This window comes from Rhodococcus sp. IEGM 27 (assembly GCF_033142305.1).
GTDB lineage: Bacteria > Actinomycetota > Actinomycetes > Mycobacteriales > Mycobacteriaceae > Rhodococcus_F > Rhodococcus_F oxybenzonivorans.
Genome location: NZ_JAWLSG010000020.1, coordinates 48,524 through 66,023 on the forward strand (window position 1 = coordinate 48,524; position 17,500 = coordinate 66,023).

The 17,500-nt window shown below is 64.8% G+C and carries 18 protein-coding genes; 17 read left to right on the forward strand and 1 reads right to left on the reverse strand.

The window, feature by feature from the left end:
* The first annotated feature begins 300 nt into the window (after positions 1-300).
* From rho to R4P95_RS32360, 16 genes are all read left to right on the forward strand, one after another.
* Positions 301-2,439 (forward strand): transcription termination factor Rho, encoded by a 2,139-nt coding sequence (rho, locus tag R4P95_RS32285; protein ID WP_317747181.1) that lies wholly within the window; start codon positions 301-303, stop codon positions 2,437-2,439.
* Positions 2,440-2,662: 223 nt separating this feature from the next.
* Positions 2,663-2,905, forward strand: coding sequence for a 50S ribosomal protein L31 (rpmE, locus tag R4P95_RS32290; protein WP_109328687.1), 243 nt, complete (start codon positions 2,663-2,665; stop codon positions 2,903-2,905).
* Between the two features lie 116 nt (positions 2,906-3,021).
* Positions 3,022-4,101: a peptide chain release factor 1 gene (gene prfA, locus R4P95_RS32295; RefSeq protein ID WP_317747182.1), complete on the forward strand. Its 1,080-nt coding sequence runs from the start codon at positions 3,022-3,024 to the stop codon at positions 4,099-4,101.
* A gap of 54 nt (positions 4,102-4,155) precedes the next feature.
* On the forward strand, positions 4,156-5,085 hold the full coding sequence (gene prmC, locus R4P95_RS32300) for a peptide chain release factor N(5)-glutamine methyltransferase (protein ID WP_213572669.1): 930 nt from the start codon (positions 4,156-4,158) through the stop codon (positions 5,083-5,085).
* Positions 5,082-5,750, forward strand: coding sequence for an L-threonylcarbamoyladenylate synthase (locus tag R4P95_RS32305; protein WP_109328693.1), 669 nt, complete (start codon positions 5,082-5,084; stop codon positions 5,748-5,750). Before prmC ends, R4P95_RS32305 begins: the two co-directional genes overlap by 4 nt.
* A gap of 34 nt (positions 5,751-5,784) precedes the next feature.
* Positions 5,785-6,966, forward strand: a complete 1,182-nt coding sequence (locus R4P95_RS32310; RefSeq protein ID WP_109328695.1) for a glycosyltransferase family 4 protein — start codon at positions 5,785-5,787, stop codon at positions 6,964-6,966.
* A gap of 38 nt (positions 6,967-7,004) precedes the next feature.
* Positions 7,005-7,478: a hypothetical protein gene (locus R4P95_RS32315; RefSeq protein ID WP_159921206.1), complete on the forward strand. Its 474-nt coding sequence runs from the start codon at positions 7,005-7,007 to the stop codon at positions 7,476-7,478.
* Positions 7,479-7,806: 328 nt separating this feature from the next.
* Positions 7,807-8,586 carry a F0F1 ATP synthase subunit A gene (gene atpB, locus R4P95_RS32320; RefSeq protein WP_109334994.1) on the forward strand — a complete coding sequence of 260 codons (780 nt, stop codon included), beginning with the start codon at positions 7,807-7,809 and terminating at the stop codon, positions 8,584-8,586.
* Positions 8,587-8,671: 85 nt separating this feature from the next.
* The gene (locus R4P95_RS32325; protein ID WP_005252955.1) at positions 8,672-8,917 is read left to right on the forward strand and encodes an ATP synthase F0 subunit C; all 246 of its coding nucleotides are present in this window, start codon (positions 8,672-8,674) and stop codon (positions 8,915-8,917) included.
* Positions 8,918-8,924: 7 nt separating this feature from the next.
* Positions 8,925-9,485: a F0F1 ATP synthase subunit B gene (locus tag R4P95_RS32330; RefSeq protein WP_213572668.1), complete on the forward strand. Its 561-nt coding sequence runs from the start codon at positions 8,925-8,927 to the stop codon at positions 9,483-9,485.
* A 5-nt stretch (positions 9,486-9,490) separates the two neighbouring features.
* Positions 9,491-10,318: a F0F1 ATP synthase subunit delta gene (locus R4P95_RS32335; protein WP_204164906.1), complete on the forward strand. Its 828-nt coding sequence runs from the start codon at positions 9,491-9,493 to the stop codon at positions 10,316-10,318.
* A gap of 61 nt (positions 10,319-10,379) precedes the next feature.
* Positions 10,380-12,023: a F0F1 ATP synthase subunit alpha gene (gene atpA / locus R4P95_RS32340; RefSeq protein ID WP_213572667.1), complete on the forward strand. Its 1,644-nt coding sequence runs from the start codon at positions 10,380-10,382 to the stop codon at positions 12,021-12,023.
* A gap of 72 nt (positions 12,024-12,095) precedes the next feature.
* Entirely contained in the window at positions 12,096-13,070 is a 975-nt protein-coding gene (locus tag R4P95_RS32345; RefSeq protein WP_213572666.1) for a F0F1 ATP synthase subunit gamma, read from the forward strand.
* A gap of 3 nt (positions 13,071-13,073) precedes the next feature.
* Positions 13,074-14,525, forward strand: a complete 1,452-nt coding sequence (gene atpD, locus R4P95_RS32350) for a F0F1 ATP synthase subunit beta (RefSeq protein WP_109328707.1) — start codon at positions 13,074-13,076, stop codon at positions 14,523-14,525.
* A gap of 6 nt (positions 14,526-14,531) precedes the next feature.
* A complete protein-coding gene (locus R4P95_RS32355; protein ID WP_109328709.1) occupies positions 14,532-14,900 on the forward strand; it encodes a F0F1 ATP synthase subunit epsilon in 369 nt (122 codons plus the stop codon).
* A 48-nt stretch (positions 14,901-14,948) separates the two neighbouring features.
* Positions 14,949-15,371, forward strand: a complete 423-nt coding sequence (locus R4P95_RS32360) for a DUF2550 domain-containing protein (protein WP_213572665.1) — start codon at positions 14,949-14,951, stop codon at positions 15,369-15,371.
* Here the strand turns inward: R4P95_RS32360 and R4P95_RS32365 are convergent, their stop codons facing one another.
* A complete protein-coding gene (locus tag R4P95_RS32365; RefSeq protein ID WP_213572664.1) occupies positions 15,372-15,947 on the reverse strand; it encodes a cob(I)yrinic acid a,c-diamide adenosyltransferase in 576 nt (191 codons plus the stop codon).
* Positions 15,948-16,001: 54 nt separating this feature from the next.
* Here R4P95_RS32365 and murA point away from each other — a divergent pair, with 54 nt between their 5' ends.
* A complete protein-coding gene (murA, locus tag R4P95_RS32370; RefSeq protein ID WP_213572663.1) occupies positions 16,002-17,264 on the forward strand; it encodes a UDP-N-acetylglucosamine 1-carboxyvinyltransferase in 1,263 nt (420 codons plus the stop codon).
* The last annotated feature ends 236 nt before the right edge of the window (positions 17,265-17,500 follow it).

Sequence of the window (17,500 nt, forward strand, 5' to 3'; positions counted from 1 at the left end):
TGCCCCTACGGTCGTTCACAGCTATCCTGGGCAATGTCCGTACATCGTGCGCATCAGACGCCGGTGCTTCACCAGGGCGATTACTCCAGGTCAATCGGGGTTGGCAGCTCCTGGCACGATCCTCCGCACTTTCTGTTGTGTAGGGATTGCGAGTGCGCCTGTTCAAGGTGATGTGATGGCGGGCAAGCCGGCAGTTCAGCTAAGCAACGACGTACGGCACATCCGAATCCGGTACTGAACCGGATTACGGGACGAACCCTCGACTCTGCGCAGCGCGAGTGAGGGAAGGAAAGGACCTCCGTGACCGATACGGACCTCATCGCCGCTCCTGCGGACGCCTCCTCGGTGGATACCGTTGGCGCGCAGGCAGGCGACTCTTCACAGGCGTCATCGACCGCACCGGAAAACGGTGCAGTGACGGCCTCCACAAAGCGCGCCGAGGCGCGCCGAGGTGCCGGGCTGTCCGGGATGGTGCTGACCGAGCTCCGTGCCCTTGCGGGCGAGCTCGGTATCAAAGGCATTTCAGGGATGCGTAAGGGCGACCTGATCGCCGCGATCAAGGATCGGCAGGGCGCCGCGTCGGCGTCGGCGGCTGCGACGACCGAGGCCGCGCCCCGCACCCGGACGTCCCGCACCAAGCGTGAGCAGTCCGCGCAGACTGCCCTCGACGTGTCTCCGCAGCAGGAGACCGCCGAGAAGGCGGCCGAAAGCAAGGCGCCCGAACCTGCAGTTGCCGACGGCAGCGCGGCCGACACCGATGTCCCCGAGGCGGGCCGACGCGGGCGTCAGCGCCGTGGCTCCTCCCGCCGGGCAGGTGCCCCTGAGCAGGGCGACCAGGCCGACAGCGGCCAGGACGCTCCCTCGCAGAATGCTGCCGCCCAGAATGGCGTCGACACCCAGCAGGCCGAGCGCAAGCAGGTCGACGACCGTCAGGACAGTGCGGAAAAGTCCGGAAGGCAGGACGGCTCCGGCGAGCAGTCCGGCGACCGCACGCGGCGTGAGCGTGGGGACAACCGCGGCAGCGACCGTGGTGACCGCACCGACCGGAACGACCGCGGCGACACCCGCGAGCGGGACCGCGGTGACACGCGCGAACGTGACCGCGACCGGGGTGATCGCAACCAGGGCAGCAACAACGGCCCGCGCACGAGCGACAACCGTGACAACCGGGGCGGCGACGACGAAGAAGGCGGCCGCGGACGACGTGGACGGCGCTTCCGCGAGCGTCGTCGTGGGCGCGACCGCGGCGAAGGCGGCGGCGGTGACGTACGCGAGACGGAAATCCGGGAAGACGATGTCCTGCAGCCGGTAGCCGGCATCCTCGACGTCCTCGACAACTACGCTTTCGTGCGGACGTCCGGGTACCTCGCGGGCCCCAACGACGTCTACGTGTCGATGAACCTCATCCGCAAGAACGGACTTCGCCGAGGCGACGCGATCACCGGTGCGGTCCGGGTTGCACGCGAGGGTGACCAGGGCAATCAGCGCCAGAAGTTCAACCCGTTGGTGCGTATCGACACGGTCAACGGCGGCGACATCGAGGCGGCGAAGAAGCGCCCCGAGTTCGGGAAGCTCACCCCGCTGTACCCGAATCAGCGGTTGCGTCTCGAGACCACACCGAACATCCTCACCACCCGCGTCATCGATCTCGTGATGCCGATCGGTAAGGGTCAGCGCGCGCTCATCGTGAGCCCGCCGAAGGCCGGTAAGACCAGCGTTCTGCAGGCCATCGCCAATGCGATCGCGACCAACAACCCCGAGTGCTACCTGATGGTCGTGCTGGTCGACGAGCGTCCAGAAGAGGTCACCGACATGCAGCGATCGGTCAAGGGTGAGGTCATTTCCTCGACCTTCGACCGCCCGCCGGGAGACCACACCTCGGTCGCCGAGCTCGCCATCGAGCGTGCGAAGCGTCTGGTGGAGGCCGGTAAGGACGTCGTCGTCCTTCTCGACTCGATCACTCGTCTCGGCCGCGCGTACAACAACTCGTCGCCGGCATCGGGCCGCATCCTGTCCGGTGGTGTCGACTCGACCGCGCTGTACCCGCCGAAGCGTTTCCTCGGTGCAGCCCGCAACATCGAGAACGGCGGTTCGCTCACGATCATCGCGACGGCCATGGTCGAGACCGGTTCCACCGGCGACACCGTGATCTTCGAGGAGTTCAAGGGAACCGGTAACGCCGAGCTCAAGCTCGACCGCAAGATCGCGGAACGGCGGGTGTTCCCGGCTGTCGACGTCAATCCTTCGGGAACGCGTAAGGACGAGCTGCTGCTCAGTCCGGATGAGGCCGCGGTGCTGCACAAGCTCCGCCGGGTGCTGTCTGGTCTCGATTCGCACCAGGCCATCGATCTGCTGATCGATCGCCTCAAGAAGAGTAAGAGCAATCTCGAGTTCCTCATGCAGGTGTCGAAGACCGCTCCGGGAGCGATCGACGACTGAGTGCTCGACACGGCAAAGCCCGGCGACCTGTCGCCGGGCTATGCCGTTTCTCCAGTACAGAGCAGGTGGAATTAAATGCGGGGGAGCGGCGTTGATCTCTCCGCAAGCACACATGCCGATTGGGATCGCACTCGCGCGATCTGGCATACTGAACGGCTGAGTCCGGTTCCGGTTCACGTCTTCGAATGGCGAAGGCGACCCGGCGACCATTGAAAGGGACACCATGAAGTCAGGCATTCACCCCAATTACGTGGCCACCACCGTGGTCTGTGGTTGCGGAAACACTTTCGAGACCCGAAGCACCAAGGAGACCGGACGGATCAACGTCGAGGTCTGCTCGCAGTGCCACCCGTTCTACACCGGTAAGCAGAAGATTCTCGACACCGGTGGACGCGTCGCCCGCTTCGAGGCTCGCTACGGCAAGCGCGCCGGCAAGGGCGCAGCAAAGGAATCTGCCGAGTCCTAGCTGGTCCGCCGACGCCCGTCCTGCGATAATTGCAGGCCGGGCGTCGGCTTTTTTGTGCCGTTTCCCTCGGCACCCCGTAGTGCGCAGCGCGCGCTGAGACGAGAGTGGAGCCCATCATGGCAGGGACGACCCAGCCGTCGGCGATCGACGACATCCTGGCCGAACATGCCGGCCTCGAGCAGCAGTTGTCCGACCCAGCGCTGCACAACGACGCCTCCGCGGCCCGCAAAGCCGGGAAGCGTTTCGCCGAGCTTGCGCCCATCATGTCGACGTACAGCAAGCTCAAGGCTGCGCAGGACGATCTCGCAGCCGCGCGTGAGCTCGCCGTCGACGATTCCAGCTTCGCGGCCGAGGTGCCCGCACTCGAGGCCGAAGTGCTCGAGCTCGACAAGGCACTGACGGATCTCCTCGCGCCGCGTGACCCGCACGATGGTGACGACGTGGTACTCGAAGTGAAGTCGGGCGAGGGCGGTGAGGAGTCGGCGTTGTTCGCGTCCGACCTCGCGCGTATGTACGTCCGGTACGCCGAGCGGCACGGGTGGCGCGTCGAGGTTCTCGATGCGACAGTGTCCGACCTCGGTGGATACAAGGACGCGACACTGTCGATCAAGTCGAGGGGCGAGGTTCGGGACGGGGTGTGGGCCCGTCTGAAGTTCGAGGGCGGCGTCCACCGCGTGCAGCGCGTGCCCGTCACCGAGTCGCAGGGCCGGGTACACACCTCGGCTGCCGGCGTCCTGGTCTATCCGGAACCGGAAGAGGTCGAGGAGGTGCAGATCGATGAGACCGATCTGCGCATCGATGTCTACCGTTCCTCCGGTAAGGGCGGTCAGGGTGTGAACACCACCGACTCGGCGGTGCGGATCACGCATCTGCCCACCGGAATCGTTGTGACATGCCAGAACGAGCGCTCCCAGCTACAGAACAAGGCGCGGGCCATGCAGGTGCTGGCCGCTCGCCTCCAGGCAGCGGCCGAGGAAGCAGCAGACGCCGAGGCATCGGCCGGGCGGCAGAGCCAGGTGCGCACGGTCGACCGCTCCGAGCGCATCCGCACCTACAACTTCCCGGAAAATCGCATCACCGATCACCGAATCGGCTTCAAATCGCACAATCTCGATGCCGTCCTGGACGGTGAATTGGACGCTCTCCTCGACGCGCTGGGCAAGGCGGATCGTGAGGCACGGCTCGCCGCGGAGTAACGCGGTACCCAGGACCGGAGTATCACCGTTCCCAGGGCGTGGCAGTCTGTACCCGTGAGCCGACTTCCCCTTCGCCTGGCCCTGATCGATGCAGCCGCGCAACTCGACGAGGCAGGGGTGCACAGCGCCCGCGCGGACGCCGAGATGCTGGCTGCCCATCTGCTGGGGGTGGAGAGGACCCGATTGGGTCTCGTGCCGCTGGTCGACGAGTCGGTGATCGACGCCTACAAGAAGATGGTCGAACAGCGCGCCAAGCGAATCCCGCTGCAGTACATCCTCGGAACCGCCGCCATGGGTGACATCGACATCGAGGTCGGTCCCGGCGTCTTCGTTCCGCGCCCGGAGACCGAACTTCTCCTCGGGTGGGCGCTCGCGTTCCTGGGAAGCTGCGATCAGCACCCACCGGTCGTCATGGATCTGTGTACCGGGTCGGGTGCGCTCGCGCTCGCCATTGCCCACGCCCGCCCCGACGCCGTCGTGCACGCCGTCGAACTCGAACCGCACGCGCTCGCCTGGGCGCGGCGCAATGCCGATGCCCGCGCTGGAGCGGGCGACACCCCGATCAAGCTGTACCAGGGCGACGTCACCGACCGGACGATCCTGACCGGCCTCGAAGGTGCAGTCGACCTCATCGTTGCCAACCCGCCGTACATTCCCGAAGGCGCGGAACTCGAGCCGGAAGTGGCGGATCACGACCCGCACAGCGCACTCTTTGCCGGACCGGACGGATTATCTGTGATCAAGCCGATGATCTCGAATGTCGCGCGGTGGTTGAGGATCGGGGGAGCAGTGGGAATCGAGCACGACGACACCAATGGTGCGGACGTTGCGGCGCTGTTCGCGGCGCGTCGGGTGTTCGGTGACGTCGCGGAACACCCCGACCTCGCGGGCAAGCCCCGCTTCGTGGTGGCTCGGCGCATCGCGACCGATGTCGAGGCGCAGCGTGCGGAGGCCGCCGGCGAGGATGAAAGAATGAGCCGGTGAGTACCGTTTACGACTGTGGCCGCCCCGATTCCCGCGCCGCCGGAATGAGTGCGGCCAAGAACGCCCTCAAGGCTGGACGACTCGTCGTCCTGCCCACGGACACCCTCTACGGGATCGGCGCCGACGCATTCGACGGCGATGCGGTCGCCGCGTTGCTGCGGGCGAAGGGCCGTGGCCGCGATATGCCTGTGCCGGTTCTCGTCGGATCGTGGAACACCATCGACGGCCTCGTGTACAGCGTGCGCCCGCACACCCGCGACCTCATTCGGGCCTTCTGGCCGGGTGGCCTGAGTCTTGTTGTGGAGCAGGCTCCTTCGCTGGCGTGGGACCTCGGTGATACGCGCGGGACGGTGATGCTTCGCATGCCCCTGCATCCGGTCGCCCTCGAACTGTTACGTGAAGTCGGACCGCTCGCGGTGTCGAGCGCCAACGTCTCGGGACAACCACCGGCCACCACCGTCCAGGAAGCTCGGGACCAGCTCGGCGGATCGGCCGGCGTGTACCTCGACGGCGGGCGTGCCGAACAAGGCCGGGCCTCCACCATCGTCGACCTCACCGGCGCGAGCCCCCGCATTCTCCGGGAAGGTGCCGTACCCACCGGTGACGTCGCCGACGTCCTCGGGGTGTCGGCGGAGAGTCTGCTCGAGGGGACCGCGACGGCATGACCGGGCTGCGCGGGGCAACGGTAGCGTCTGCCCAGTGATTGCTGCCGAATCCGCCGGCGTGGTGCTGGCTCAAGCAGGTGGGGGTGCGGGCGTCCCTCTGCGTGAACTTCTGCTCGTCCTCTTCACTGCTGCGGTGGTCACCTACCTCGCCACCGGCGCCGTCCGGCTGTTCGCCCTGCGATTCGGGGCAGTGGCAGTGCCTCGGGACCGGGACGTGCACGTCACGCCCACGCCCCGACTCGGGGGCGTCGGAATGTACCTGGGCATGCTGGTCGCTCTGTTGTTCGCCCAGCAACTACCCGCGCTCACCCGGGGATTCGAGTTCACCTCCGACATCCCCGCGGCCCTGGTGTCGGGGTTCGTCATCGTTCTCGTGGGGGTGGTCGACGACCGGTGGGGTCTCGACGCGCTGACCAAGTTCGTGGGCCAGGTGACGGCGGCCGGAATCCTCGTCGTGATGGGCGTCAGCTGGTTCATCATCTACGTTCCGTTCGGCGATGGCACCACGGTGATTCTCGACCAGCTGCAGGCGGGACTGGTCACGGTGGCGGTCGCCGTGGTGATGGTCAATGCCATGAACTTCGTCGACGGCCTCGACGGTCTCGCCGCAGGTCTCGGGCTGATTTCCTCGCTCGCGATCTGCGTGTTCTCGGTCGGATTGCTCCACGATCAGGGCGGTGATGTGAGCGCCTATCCGCCGGCGTTGATCGCCGCAGCACTGGCAGGCGCCTGTCTCGGTTTCCTGCCGCACAACTTCCAGCCTGCGCGCATCTTCATGGGCGACTCCGGATCGATGCTGATCGGCCTGATGCTCGCGGCCATCTCGACCAGCGCCTCCGGCCGCATTCCGCTGACCGCCTACGGCACCCGCGACCTTCTGGGTCTTCTGTCGCCACTGCTGCTCGTCGGCGCCGTCATGTTCATCCCGATCCTCGACCTGCTGCTTGCCGTGGTCCGGCGTACGCGCGCAGGCGTCAGTCCGTTCAGCCCCGACAAGATGCATCTTCACCACCGCCTCCTGCAGATCGGGCATTCACATCGGCGAGTGGTCCTGCTCATCTACTTATGGGTCGGCGTACTGGCGTTCGGTGCGGTCGGATCTGCCTTGTTCGACCGCCGCGTAGTGGTGCTCCTGGTGGCCGGCGGACTCGTCTTCGCGCTGGTGGTCACGGCGGTACCTTCCATCCGGGGGCAACAGCACGACCGCCAGACGTGAGGTCACGGTTGCGGTGCGCCGAGGACGATCCACTACCCTTGGCGACCGTGACGTTCATCCCCGCGCCTGCTCCCGATCACACCGCCTCGTTGCGGGCCGCCGTCCGCTACGGCGTCCTCGGCCTGATCGTGCTGGCAGTGGTCGGTTCCATCGTTGCAACTCTGCTCGCAGGTATGCCTGGTCTCTACGGCGCGCTGTTGGGCGCGGCGGTCGGCGGAGGGTTCATTCTCTGCACGGCCCTCGGGGTGTTGTTCACGGCCAAGCTTCCCGCCATGACTGCGGGGGCGGTGCTGCTCGGTACCTGGCTGTTGAAAATGATCCTCGCGATCACGGTCCTGGCGATCCTGAAACCGCTCGACTTCTACGACAAAACGGCGTTGGTATTGGTCATCGTGTTGTCCTTGGTGATCGTGCTCGGTGCGGAAACCTATGGGGTACTTGGCGTGAAGGCCCCGTACGTGGAGCCACGCGCAGCGGGCGATGCCGAACCGGGGGAGAAGGACGCCCAGTAGTACTACGGGATGTAGTAAAATTGAATCGAGCCGGACCCCGTCTACACAACGTCGTAGATGACTTGATAAGGTCTGGGTCAAGCGAGAGCAATGAGACGGCGAGTAAGTTACTGGCTGGTATTGCATGCTTGCAGGCGGTCGCACTTTCAAGGCCGCCGAGTCGACGAGAGTCGCCGACACCGACAGACGCTGGACTCCCTGGAGTCCACAGCAGCTGACGAATACGCGAGTCGAGCTTGTCGACTTGTTTGATCGTCAATGTCCGATCGAACCGCAGTCAACGAAGGCTGCGGACCGACTACGGGAGAGAACGCTGAGCGTCATCAACGTGGCTGCTGGAGAATTCCATCCGCCTTCCCTGAACGACTTCTTCCCGCCCGCGGTCCTGTTCGAAGGGACTCCGTTCGAACTCGACCGCCTGATGCTGGTTCGCATCCTGCTGTCCGCCCTCATGATGATCTTCTTCGTCATCGCGATGCGCAGCCCGAAGATCATTCCACGCGGTGTCCAGAACATCGGCGAGATCGCTCTCGACTTCGTCCGGATCAACATCGCGGAAGAGATTCTCGGCAAGGAACAAGGCAAGCGCTTCCTGCCCGTCATCACGACGATCTTCTTCCTGGTGCTCGCCAGCAACCTCGGCAGCATCATCCCGTTCATCAACATCTCGCCCAACGCGCGGATCGGCATGCCGTTGGTGCTCGCTGCCCTGGCGTACATCGTCTTCAACTACGTGGGCATCAAGAAGTACGGGTTCTTCAAGTACGTCAAGAGCAGCATCGTGGTTCCCGGCGTCCCGCTTCCCCTGCACTTCCTGCTCGTGCCGATCGAGTTCATCTCCACCTTCGTCCTGCGGCCGTTCACGCTCATGGTGCGTCTCATGGCCAACATGCTGGCCGGCCACATCCTGCTGGTGCTGTTCTTCAGTGCCACCCAGTTCTTCTTCTTCACCTCAGGTGGCTTCCAGGCCGTGTTCGGTGTGGCATCGCTCGCCGCCGGCATTGCATTCACCTTCTTCGAACTGCTGGTGATCTTCCTGCAGGCCTACGTCTTCGCGCTGCTCACGTCGGTGTACATCGACCTGGCTCTGCACGCGGATTCGCACTAGCACCAACATCTCCACGACCAGCTACACCAAGAACTGAGCCTCCCGCCGAATCCGGCGGAGGTCAACAGAAAGGGAACGGAACACCATGAGCCTCGCCTACCTCGCTCAGGAAGCTGTCCAGGAAACCAACTCGACGGGATTCGGAGCCATCGGCTACGGTCTCGCCGCGATCGGCCCCGGCATCGGCGTGGGCATCGTTGTCGGTAAGGCGATCGAGGGCATGGTTCGCCAGCCCGAGATGGCCGGACAGGTTCGTACCACCATGTTCCTCGGTATCGCCTTCACCGAAGCTCTCGCGCTGATCGGCCTCGTCGCCGGCTTCATTTTCTAAGACCGTCATGGCAACCAACATCGCATTGCTCGCGGCAGAGGAAGAGGCACACAACCCTCTCCTGCCCGCGACGTATGACATCGTTTGGTCGCTCGTCTGCCTGCTCGTCGTCGGCTTCGTCTTCTGGAAGTACGTCCTTCCGATGTTCCAGAAGGTCCTTGCCGAGCGAACCGAACAGATCGACGGCGGCATCAAGAGGGCCGAAGAAGCCCAGGCCGAGGCGAAGGCGGCGCTCGAGCAGTACCGTGCCCAGCTCGCCGAAGCTCGCACCGAAGCTGCGCAGATCCGTGAGGACGCGCGCACCCAGGGGCAGCAGATCCTCGCCGAGATGAAGGCACAGGCTCAGGAAGAGAGCGACCGCATCGTGGCCTCCGGTCACAGCCAGTTGGTTGCTCAGCGGCAGCAGATCGTCACCGAACTGCGTGGCGAACTCGGACGCACCGCGGTCGACCTCGCTGAGAAGGTCATCGGGGAGTCGCTCTCCGACGACGTCAAGCGGGCCGGCACGGTCGACCGATTCCTGAACGAGCTCGACGCCATCGGCGCAAATTCCGCAGCAGGGAAGTGAGCACCATGTACGCAGCGAGCCGTGAGGCCTTGACGCAGACACGTGCTGCGTTGTCTTCGGCCTTGGGATCCGTCTCTGCCGGAGCAGCCACCGCGGCCGCGGCCCAGACCGGGGCAGAGCTGTTCACGGTCGTCGAGACCCTGGACGTTCAGCGCACTCTTCGTAGCGCGCTGGCGGACAACTCGGCGGCCGGGAGCGCTCGCGAAGGCCTGGCCGAGCAGGTGTTCGGTGGCAAGGTCTCCGCGGAGACCCTCGCCACCGTGAAGGCGGCGGTGGGCCAGAACTGGTCCACCACCTCCGACCTGCTCAACTCGCTGGTGCTTCTCGGTCGGGAGTCGCTGCTGAAGGCAGCGGCCGACCAGGGACAGCTCGACGGGGTCGAGGACGAATTGTTCCGTCTCGGTCGAATCGTCGCAGGTGACCCGACACTCGAACAGGCGCTTTCCGATCGATCCGTCTCGGCGAAAGCCAAGCGTGACCTGCTCTCCAAGCTGCTGTACGGCAAGGTGACTGCAGTCACGGAGGCGCTGGCCGTTCAGGCAGTGGGCAGGTTGAAGTCGACCGCCCCCGCGGATGCGTTCGACGCATTGGCGAATCTGGCGGCAGCTCGGCGAGAAGCCGTCGTCGCGAAGGTTCGGAGCGCTTCTACACTGAGCAGTGAGCAAACCGATCGGCTGGCCGCCGCCCTCACCCGTACCTACGGGAAGCCGGTGACGGTTCACGTGGAGGTCGATCCCGAGCTCCTCAGCGGCTTGGTCGTCCGGGTGGGCGACGAGGTTATCGACGGCAGCGCAGCGGGGCGTCTCGCAGCGTTGCGGAAGTCCCTCAAGTAGTCCGCTTCCGAATCAATACCCAGATACTTCCGAAAACCAGACACCGAGAGCAGGAACAATCATGGCGGAGCTGACGATCTCCTCCGACGAGATCCGTAGCGCGATCGAGAACTACACCGCGAGCTACTCCCCGGAGGCCTCCCGCGAGGAGGTCGGCGTTGTGACCGACACCAGCGACGGCATCGCGCACGTCAGTGGCCTGCCTTCGGCGATGGCCAACGAACTGCTGGAGTTTCCCGGCGGAATCCTGGGCGTTGCCCTCAACCTCGACGCCACCGAAATCGGTGCCGTCATCCTGGGTGACTACGCGGACCTCCAGGAGGGCCAGGAAGTCAAGCGGACCGGCGACGTTCTGTCGGTTCCCGTCGGCGACGGCTTCCTCGGACGCGTCGTGGACCCCCTCGGCCATCCGATCGACGGCCTGGGCGATATCGAGAGCAACGAGACTCGCGCCCTCGAACTGCAGGCAGCATCCGTGCTCGAGCGCCAGCCCGTCGAGGAGCCGCTGCAGACCGGCATCAAGGCCATCGACGCCATGACGCCGATCGGCCGCGGACAGCGTCAGCTCATCATCGGCGACCGCAAGACGGGCAAGACCGCTGTCTGCATCGACGCGATCCTGAACCAGAAGGCCAACTGGGAGTCCGGCGACGAGAAGCAGCAGGTTCGCTGCATCTACGTCGCGATCGGCCAGAAGGGCTCGACCATCGCGGGCGTCAAGGCTGCTCTCGAGGAGCAGGGCGCGATGGAGTACACCACCATCGTCGCCGCCCCCGCATCCGATTCCGCCGGCTTCAAGTGGCTCGCTCCGTACACCGGTTCCGCCATCGGCCAGCACTGGATGTACCAGGGCAAGCACGTTCTGGTCGTATTCGACGACCTGACCAAGCAGGCCGAGGCTTACCGCGCCATCTCGCTGCTGCTGCGTCGCCCGCCGGGACGTGAGGCTTACCCCGGTGACGTCTTCTACCTCCACTCCCGTCTGCTGGAGCGTTCGGCGAAGCTGTCCGACGCGCTCGGCGGCGGATCGCTGACGGCGCTGCCGATCATCGAAACCAAGGCGAACGACGTCTCGGCGTACATCCCGACCAACGTCATCTCCATCACCGACGGTCAGGTGTTCCTCGAGTCGGACCTCTTCAACAAGGGTGTTCGTCCCGCCATCAACGTCGGTATCTCGGTGTCCCGTGTCGGTGGTGCCGCGCAGACCAAGGGCATGAAGAAGGTGTCCGGTTCGCTTCGCCTGGAGCTGGCCCAGTTCCGTGAGCTCGAAGCATTCTCCGCGTTCGCGTCGGACCTCGATGCCGCGTCGAAGGCGCAGCTCGAGCGTGGCGCTCGCCTGGTCGAGCTGCTCAAGCAGGATCAGTACAGCCCCATTCCCGTCGAGGACCAGATCGTCTCGATCTACCTCGCCGGTGAAGGCGTCTTCGACAGCGTGCCCGTCGGTGACGTGCGCCGGTTCGAGACCGAGCTGCTGGAAGACCTGCACCGCAGTGCCTCCGACGTGTACTCGAGCATCAAGGGTGGCAAGGCGCTCGACGCCGACAACGCCGCCGCGCTGATCAAGGCCACCGACAAGTTCAAGGAAGGCTTCCTTGCATCCGACGGAAGCCGGGTCGTGAACGAGGCCGAGGCCGAGGCGCTCGACGCCAACGAGGTCGGGCACGAGCAGATCAACGTCAAGCGCACCACCGTCAGCAAGTGAGCGCCCAGTCCATGACACTGCGTCGCACCACCACGGGGACGCCGCGAAACATGAAGGGAGAGTGATCGATCGATGGCAAGCATTCTCGAACTGCGGTCTCGTATCAAGTCGGTCAACTCGACCAAGAAGATCACCAAGGCCCAGGAGCTGATCGCGACCTCGCGCATCACCAAGGCTCAGGCCCGGGTCGCTGCGTCGAAGCCGTATGCCGAGGAGATCACCAAGGTCCTGACGGAGCTGGCAAGTGCGTCGGCGTCGTTGGATCACCCGTTGCTCAACGAGCGCGCCAACGCCAAGCGTGCTGCCGTCCTGGTTGTCACCAGCGACCGCGGCATGTGCGGTGGGTACAACTCCAACGTCCTCAAAGAGGCCGAGGAACTGTTCCAACTGCTGCGCAGCGAGGGCAAGGACCCGGTCATCTTCGTGCTCGGTGCCAAGGGCCTCGGCTACTACACGTTCCGTGGTCGCGACCTGGGGGCTGCGTGGACGGGGTTCTCTCAGGACCCCGGTTATTCCGATGCTGCCAAGGCGAGCCGCCACCTGGTGGAGCTCTTCATGGCCGGATCCGGCGCCGAGATTCCCGCCTACAACGGCGAGGGAACCATCGAAGGTGTCGACGAACTGCACATCGTCTACACCCGCTTCGTGTCGATGCTCACTCAGTCTCCCGAGGTGCGGCGGATGGCTCCGCTGGACGTCACGGTCTCCGAGGAGAACATCGAACTCGGTGAAGACATGCTGTCGAACGGTCACCGGAACGACGAACCGGTCGCCGGATACAACTTCGAGCCGGAACCCGACAGGTTGCTCGGTGCCCTTCTGCCGAAGTACATCAGCACCCGCATCTACTCCTCGCTGCTGGATGCTGCGGCGTCGGAGTCGGCTGCCCGTCGTACCGCCATGAAGGCGGCGACGGACAACGCAAACGAACTGGTGAACACTCTCAGCCGTCAGGCCAACCAGGCTCGCCAGGCCCAGATCACCCAGGAAATCAGCGAGATCGTCGGCGGCGCGAATGCGCTCGCCTCGAGCGCAGGAAGTGACTAAGCAATGACCGCAGCAGTAACCGAAACAAACGGGGCAGGTTCGGATTCGTCCGTGGCCGGCCGCGTCGTGCGGGTCATCGGTCCCGTCGTGGACGTTGAATTCCCGCGTGGCTCCATTCCTGAACTGTTCAACGCCTTGCATGCCGAGATCACGCTTCCCTCGGTCGCCAAGACGCTGACCCTCGAGGTCGCGCAGCACCTCGGTGACAACCTGGTGCGCACCGTCTCCATGCAGCCGACCGACGGCCTCGTCCGCGGCACCTCGGTGGCCGACACGGGCAAGCCGATCTCGGTTCCCGTCGGCGACGTCGTCAAGGGCCACGTGTTCAACGCACTGGGCGACTGCCTCGACGCTCCCGGCACGGGACGCGACGGCGAGCAGTGGGGCATCCACCGCAAGCCGCCAGCCTTCGACCAGCTCGAGGGAAAGACGGAGATCCTCGAGACCGGTATCAAGGTCATCGACCTCCTCACCCCGTACGTCAAGGGTGGAAAGATCGGTCTGTTCGGTGGTGCCGGTGTCGGCAAGACCGTTCTGATCCAGGAAATGATCACCCGTATCGCCCGCGAGTTCTCCGGAACTTCGGTGTTCGCAGGCGTCGGTGAGCGCACCCGTGAGGGCACCGACCTTCACCTCGAGATGGAAGAGATGGGCGTCCTGCAGGACACCGCCCTCGTCTTCGGCCAGATGGACGAGCCGCCGGGAACGCGTATGCGCGTCGCTCTGTCCGCACTGACCATGGCGGAGTACTTCCGCGATGTCCAGGGCCAGGACGTTCTGCTGTTCATCGACAACATCTTCCGTTTCACCCAGGCCGGTTCCGAGGTGTCGACCCTGCTCGGTCGTATGCCTTCGGCCGTGGGTTACCAGCCGACCCTGGCTGACGAGATGGGTGAGCTGCAGGAACGAATCACCTCGACGCGCGGTCGCTCCATCACCTCGCTTCAGGCGATCTACGTGCCCGCCGACGACTACACCGACCCGGCGCCGGCCACGACGTTCGCGCACCTCGATGCGACCACCGAGCTGTCGCGACCGATCTCGCAGATGGGTATCTACCCCGCTGTGGACCCGCTGAGCTCCACCTCCCGGATCCTCGAGCCCGGCATTGTCGGTGCCGAGCACTTCCGGGTGGCCAACGAGGTCAAGCGAATCCTGCAGAAGTACAAGGAACTCCAGGACATCATCGCCATCCTCGGTATGGACGAACTGCAGGAAGAGGACAAGGTCCTCGTCGGCCGTGCCCGCCGTCTGCAGAAGTTCCTCGGCCAGAACTTCATCGTCGCCGAGAAGTTCACCGGTGAGCCCGGCTCTGTGGTGCCGCTCCGCGACACCATCGAGGCGTTCGACCGCGTCTGCAAGGGCGAGTTCGATCACCTGCCCGAGCAGGCGTTCAACAGCTGCGGTGGACTCGACGACGTCGAGGCTGCAGCCAAGAAGATCGCCGGGAAGTAGTCGACGATGGCTGAGATGACCGTGGAACTCGTCGCTGTCGAGCGACGGTTGTGGTCTGGTTCGGCGACTCTCGTCAGCGCACAGACGACCGAGGGTGAGATCGGTGTCATGCCTGGTCACGAGCCTGTCCTCGGACAGCTCGTGGAGGGTGGCGTCGTCGCGATTACGACAGCCGACGGCGAGCGTATCGTCGCAGCTGTGCACGGCGGCTTCCTTTCCGTGACTGCGAAGTCCGTCACGATCCTCGCCGAGTCCGCCGAACTCGCGGAGGACATCGACGTGGAGGCCGCCCGGGCGGTGCTCCAGGAGAGCGGAGACGATCTCGAGGCGATTGCTGTTGCCAAGGGTCGAGTTCGCGCCGTAGAGCGCGCATAGGTTACACGAGACAGACCGCGACGGAGCCGACGAACAGTGACAATCGGAATGACTGTGTTGATCATTCTGGTTGTGCTGCTCGCCGCCTTCGTCGCGGTCTTTCTCTATCGTCTGGCTGTTCTTCGTCGCGGTGGAACCGCGGCTATTCTCCGCGTGGCGCCTTCCGCGGGGGACACCGGATGGCGTCACGGCGTCATTCGTTACGGCGAGGGCTCCCTCGTCTTCTTCAAGTTGTCGAGTTTGCGTCCCGGCCCTGATTCGCGCATCGAGCGGCAGGGGATCGAAGTCGAAGGCCGTCGTAAACCCGCGGGCTCCGAGTTCGACATCATGTCCGACGAAATCGTCATCCTGTCCGTGAAGGACCGAGGCGCCGCGTACGAGATCGCCTTGGACGGTGGAGCTTTGACCGCGTTCCTGTCGTGGGTCGAATCTCGTCCGTCGGGCCGATCGGTACGCGGACGCCGATTCTGATCAGGCTTTCCCCGCTCCCGGTTTCCAGAGCACGTCTCCTTCGGGATTCGCGACCCGTCCCACGATGAAGAGCAGATCCGAGAGCCGGTTGAGGTACTTCGCCGGCAGCGCGTGAGTGTTCTCGGGATGTGCGTCGACAGCGGCCCACGCCGATCGCTCCGCACGCCGTGTCACGGTTCGCGCAACGTGGAGCAGCGCTCCCAATGGGGTTCCGCCGGGCAGTATGAAGGAATTCAGGGGTTCGAGGCGCTCGTTCAGCTCGTCACACCAGCGTTCGAGCCGGTCGATGTAGTCGGCGGTGATACGCAGCGGTGGATACTTGGGTTCCTCGACCACCGGGGTGGACAGATCGGCACCGGCATCGAACAGGTCATTCTGTATCTGCCGCAGAATCGACAGGATTTCCTCGGGGGGATTCCCCAGCGCCACCGCGACGCCGATTGCGGCGTTCGCTTCATCACAGTCCGCATACGCGACGAGACGGGGATCGTTCTTCGGTACGCGGGAGAAATCGCTGAGTCCGGTGGTCCCGTCGTCCCCGGTCCGGGTGTAGATCTTGGTGAGGTGTACGGCCATAGCGTTACGGTACCGGCCTCCGAGGTCGGTGCCGCTGGCTCTAGGCTGTGCTTCGTGAGCGAACGCTTCCTTGTTACCGGTGGTAACCGTCTCGTAGGTGAAGTGTCTGTCGGGGGCGCCAAGAACAGTGTTCTGAAGCTGATGGCGGCGGCGCTGTTGGCTGAGGGCACCACCGTCGTGACCAATTGCCCCGACATCCTGGACGTTCCTTTGATGGCCGATGTCCTGCGCGGCCTCGGGTGCGAGGTGGTTCTCGAAGATTCGTTGGTTCGGATCACCACGCCGGCGGAGCCGAAATACCACGCGGACTTTGCCGCAGTTCGCCAGTTCCGAGCATCGGTGTGTGTGCTGGGCCCCTTGGTGGCGAGGTGCAAACGCGCGGTGGTCGCTCTACCCGGCGGCGACGCCATCGGATCCAGGCCACTCGATATGCATCAATCCGGGCTTCGATTGCTGGGCGCGCAGAGCACGATCGAACACGGATGTGTCGTTGCCCAGGCAGACGATCTGCACGGAGCTAACATTCGGCTTGCGTTCCCGTCTGTGGGGGCGACGGAGAACATCCTCATGGCCGCTGTTCTCGCCAAAGGCGAGACGGTGATCGACAATGCCGCGCGTGAGCCGGAGATTGTCGACTTGTGCAACATGCTGATCCGTATGGGTGCCAAGATCCTGGGCGCGGGCACGTCGACGCTCACCATTCAGGGCGTCGACCAGCTCGAACCGACCACACACCGCGTCATCGGTGACCGCATCGTGGCCGCGACGTGGGGTATCGCCGCGTCGATGACGAGGGGGGACGTCCGGGTCCGTGGCGTCAACCCGAAACATCTCGGCTTGGTCCTGGACAAGTTGCGGGCAGCGGGGGCAGAGGTCACCGCGGAGGCCGACGGATTTCGGGTGGAGCAGCAGGCTCGTCCCACCGCTGTCAACTTCGCGACGCTCCCGTATCCGGGCTTCCCCACGGACCTGCAGCCCATGGCGATCGGTCTCGCAGCGGTGGCCGAAGGTACCTCGATGATCACGGAGAACGTGTTCGAGGCCAGGTTCCGCTTCGTCGAGGAAATGATCCGGCTGGGGGCCGACGCGCGGACGGACGGACACCACGCGGTGATCCGCGGGATACCGCTGCTGTCGAGCGCGCCCGTGTGGTCGTCCGACATCAGGGCCGGCGCCGGATTGGTGCTTGCCGGTCTTGTGGCAGACGGAGTGACAGAGGTGCACGACGTATTCCACATCGACCGCGGCTATCCATATTTCGTCGAGAACCTGCAAGGCCTCGGAGGCCAGATCGAGCGTGTCGACGCCGGATCCTGACGGGTTCGCAGCCGATTCACCCCAGTGGTCGCAGGGTGAGTCGGGCGTCACAGTCCTCGAGGCGGCGACCGAAGGACCGAAGTTGCTGGACGCCAACCGATTGACCAGCGCAAACGGGGCTGAGCGCCTCGGCGACCTGGGGATTTGGCAACCTGTTTCCCGTCGCGTAACTTATTCGAAGTCAGAGCGACACGGACACCGACCCCGGCCGGAAGGCGGGGGACACGAGGTTGGAC

Coding starts and splice junctions, on each gene's coding strand:
- R4P95_RS32335 (WP_204164906.1), top strand. CDS start 9,491: ATGTACGCAGCGAGCCGTGAGGCCTTGACGCAGACACGTGCTGCGTTG.
- atpD (WP_109328707.1), top strand. CDS start 13,074: ATGACCGCAGCAGTAACCGAAACAAACGGGGCAGGTTCGGATTCGTCC.
- rpmE (WP_109328687.1), top strand. CDS start 2,663: ATGAAGTCAGGCATTCACCCCAATTACGTGGCCACCACCGTGGTCTGT.
- R4P95_RS32330 (WP_213572668.1), top strand. CDS start 8,925: ATGGCAACCAACATCGCATTGCTCGCGGCAGAGGAAGAGGCACACAAC.
- R4P95_RS32345 (WP_213572666.1), top strand. CDS start 12,096: ATGGCAAGCATTCTCGAACTGCGGTCTCGTATCAAGTCGGTCAACTCG.
- R4P95_RS32360 (WP_213572665.1), top strand. CDS start 14,949: ATGACTGTGTTGATCATTCTGGTTGTGCTGCTCGCCGCCTTCGTCGCG.
- R4P95_RS32325 (WP_005252955.1), top strand. CDS start 8,672: ATGAGCCTCGCCTACCTCGCTCAGGAAGCTGTCCAGGAAACCAACTCG.
- prfA (WP_317747182.1), top strand. CDS start 3,022: ATGGCAGGGACGACCCAGCCGTCGGCGATCGACGACATCCTGGCCGAA.
- R4P95_RS32355 (WP_109328709.1), top strand. CDS start 14,532: ATGGCTGAGATGACCGTGGAACTCGTCGCTGTCGAGCGACGGTTGTGG.
- atpA (WP_213572667.1), top strand. CDS start 10,380: ATGGCGGAGCTGACGATCTCCTCCGACGAGATCCGTAGCGCGATCGAG.
- R4P95_RS32365 (WP_213572664.1), bottom strand. CDS start 15,947: ATGGCCGTACACCTCACCAAGATCTACACCCGGACCGGGGACGACGGG.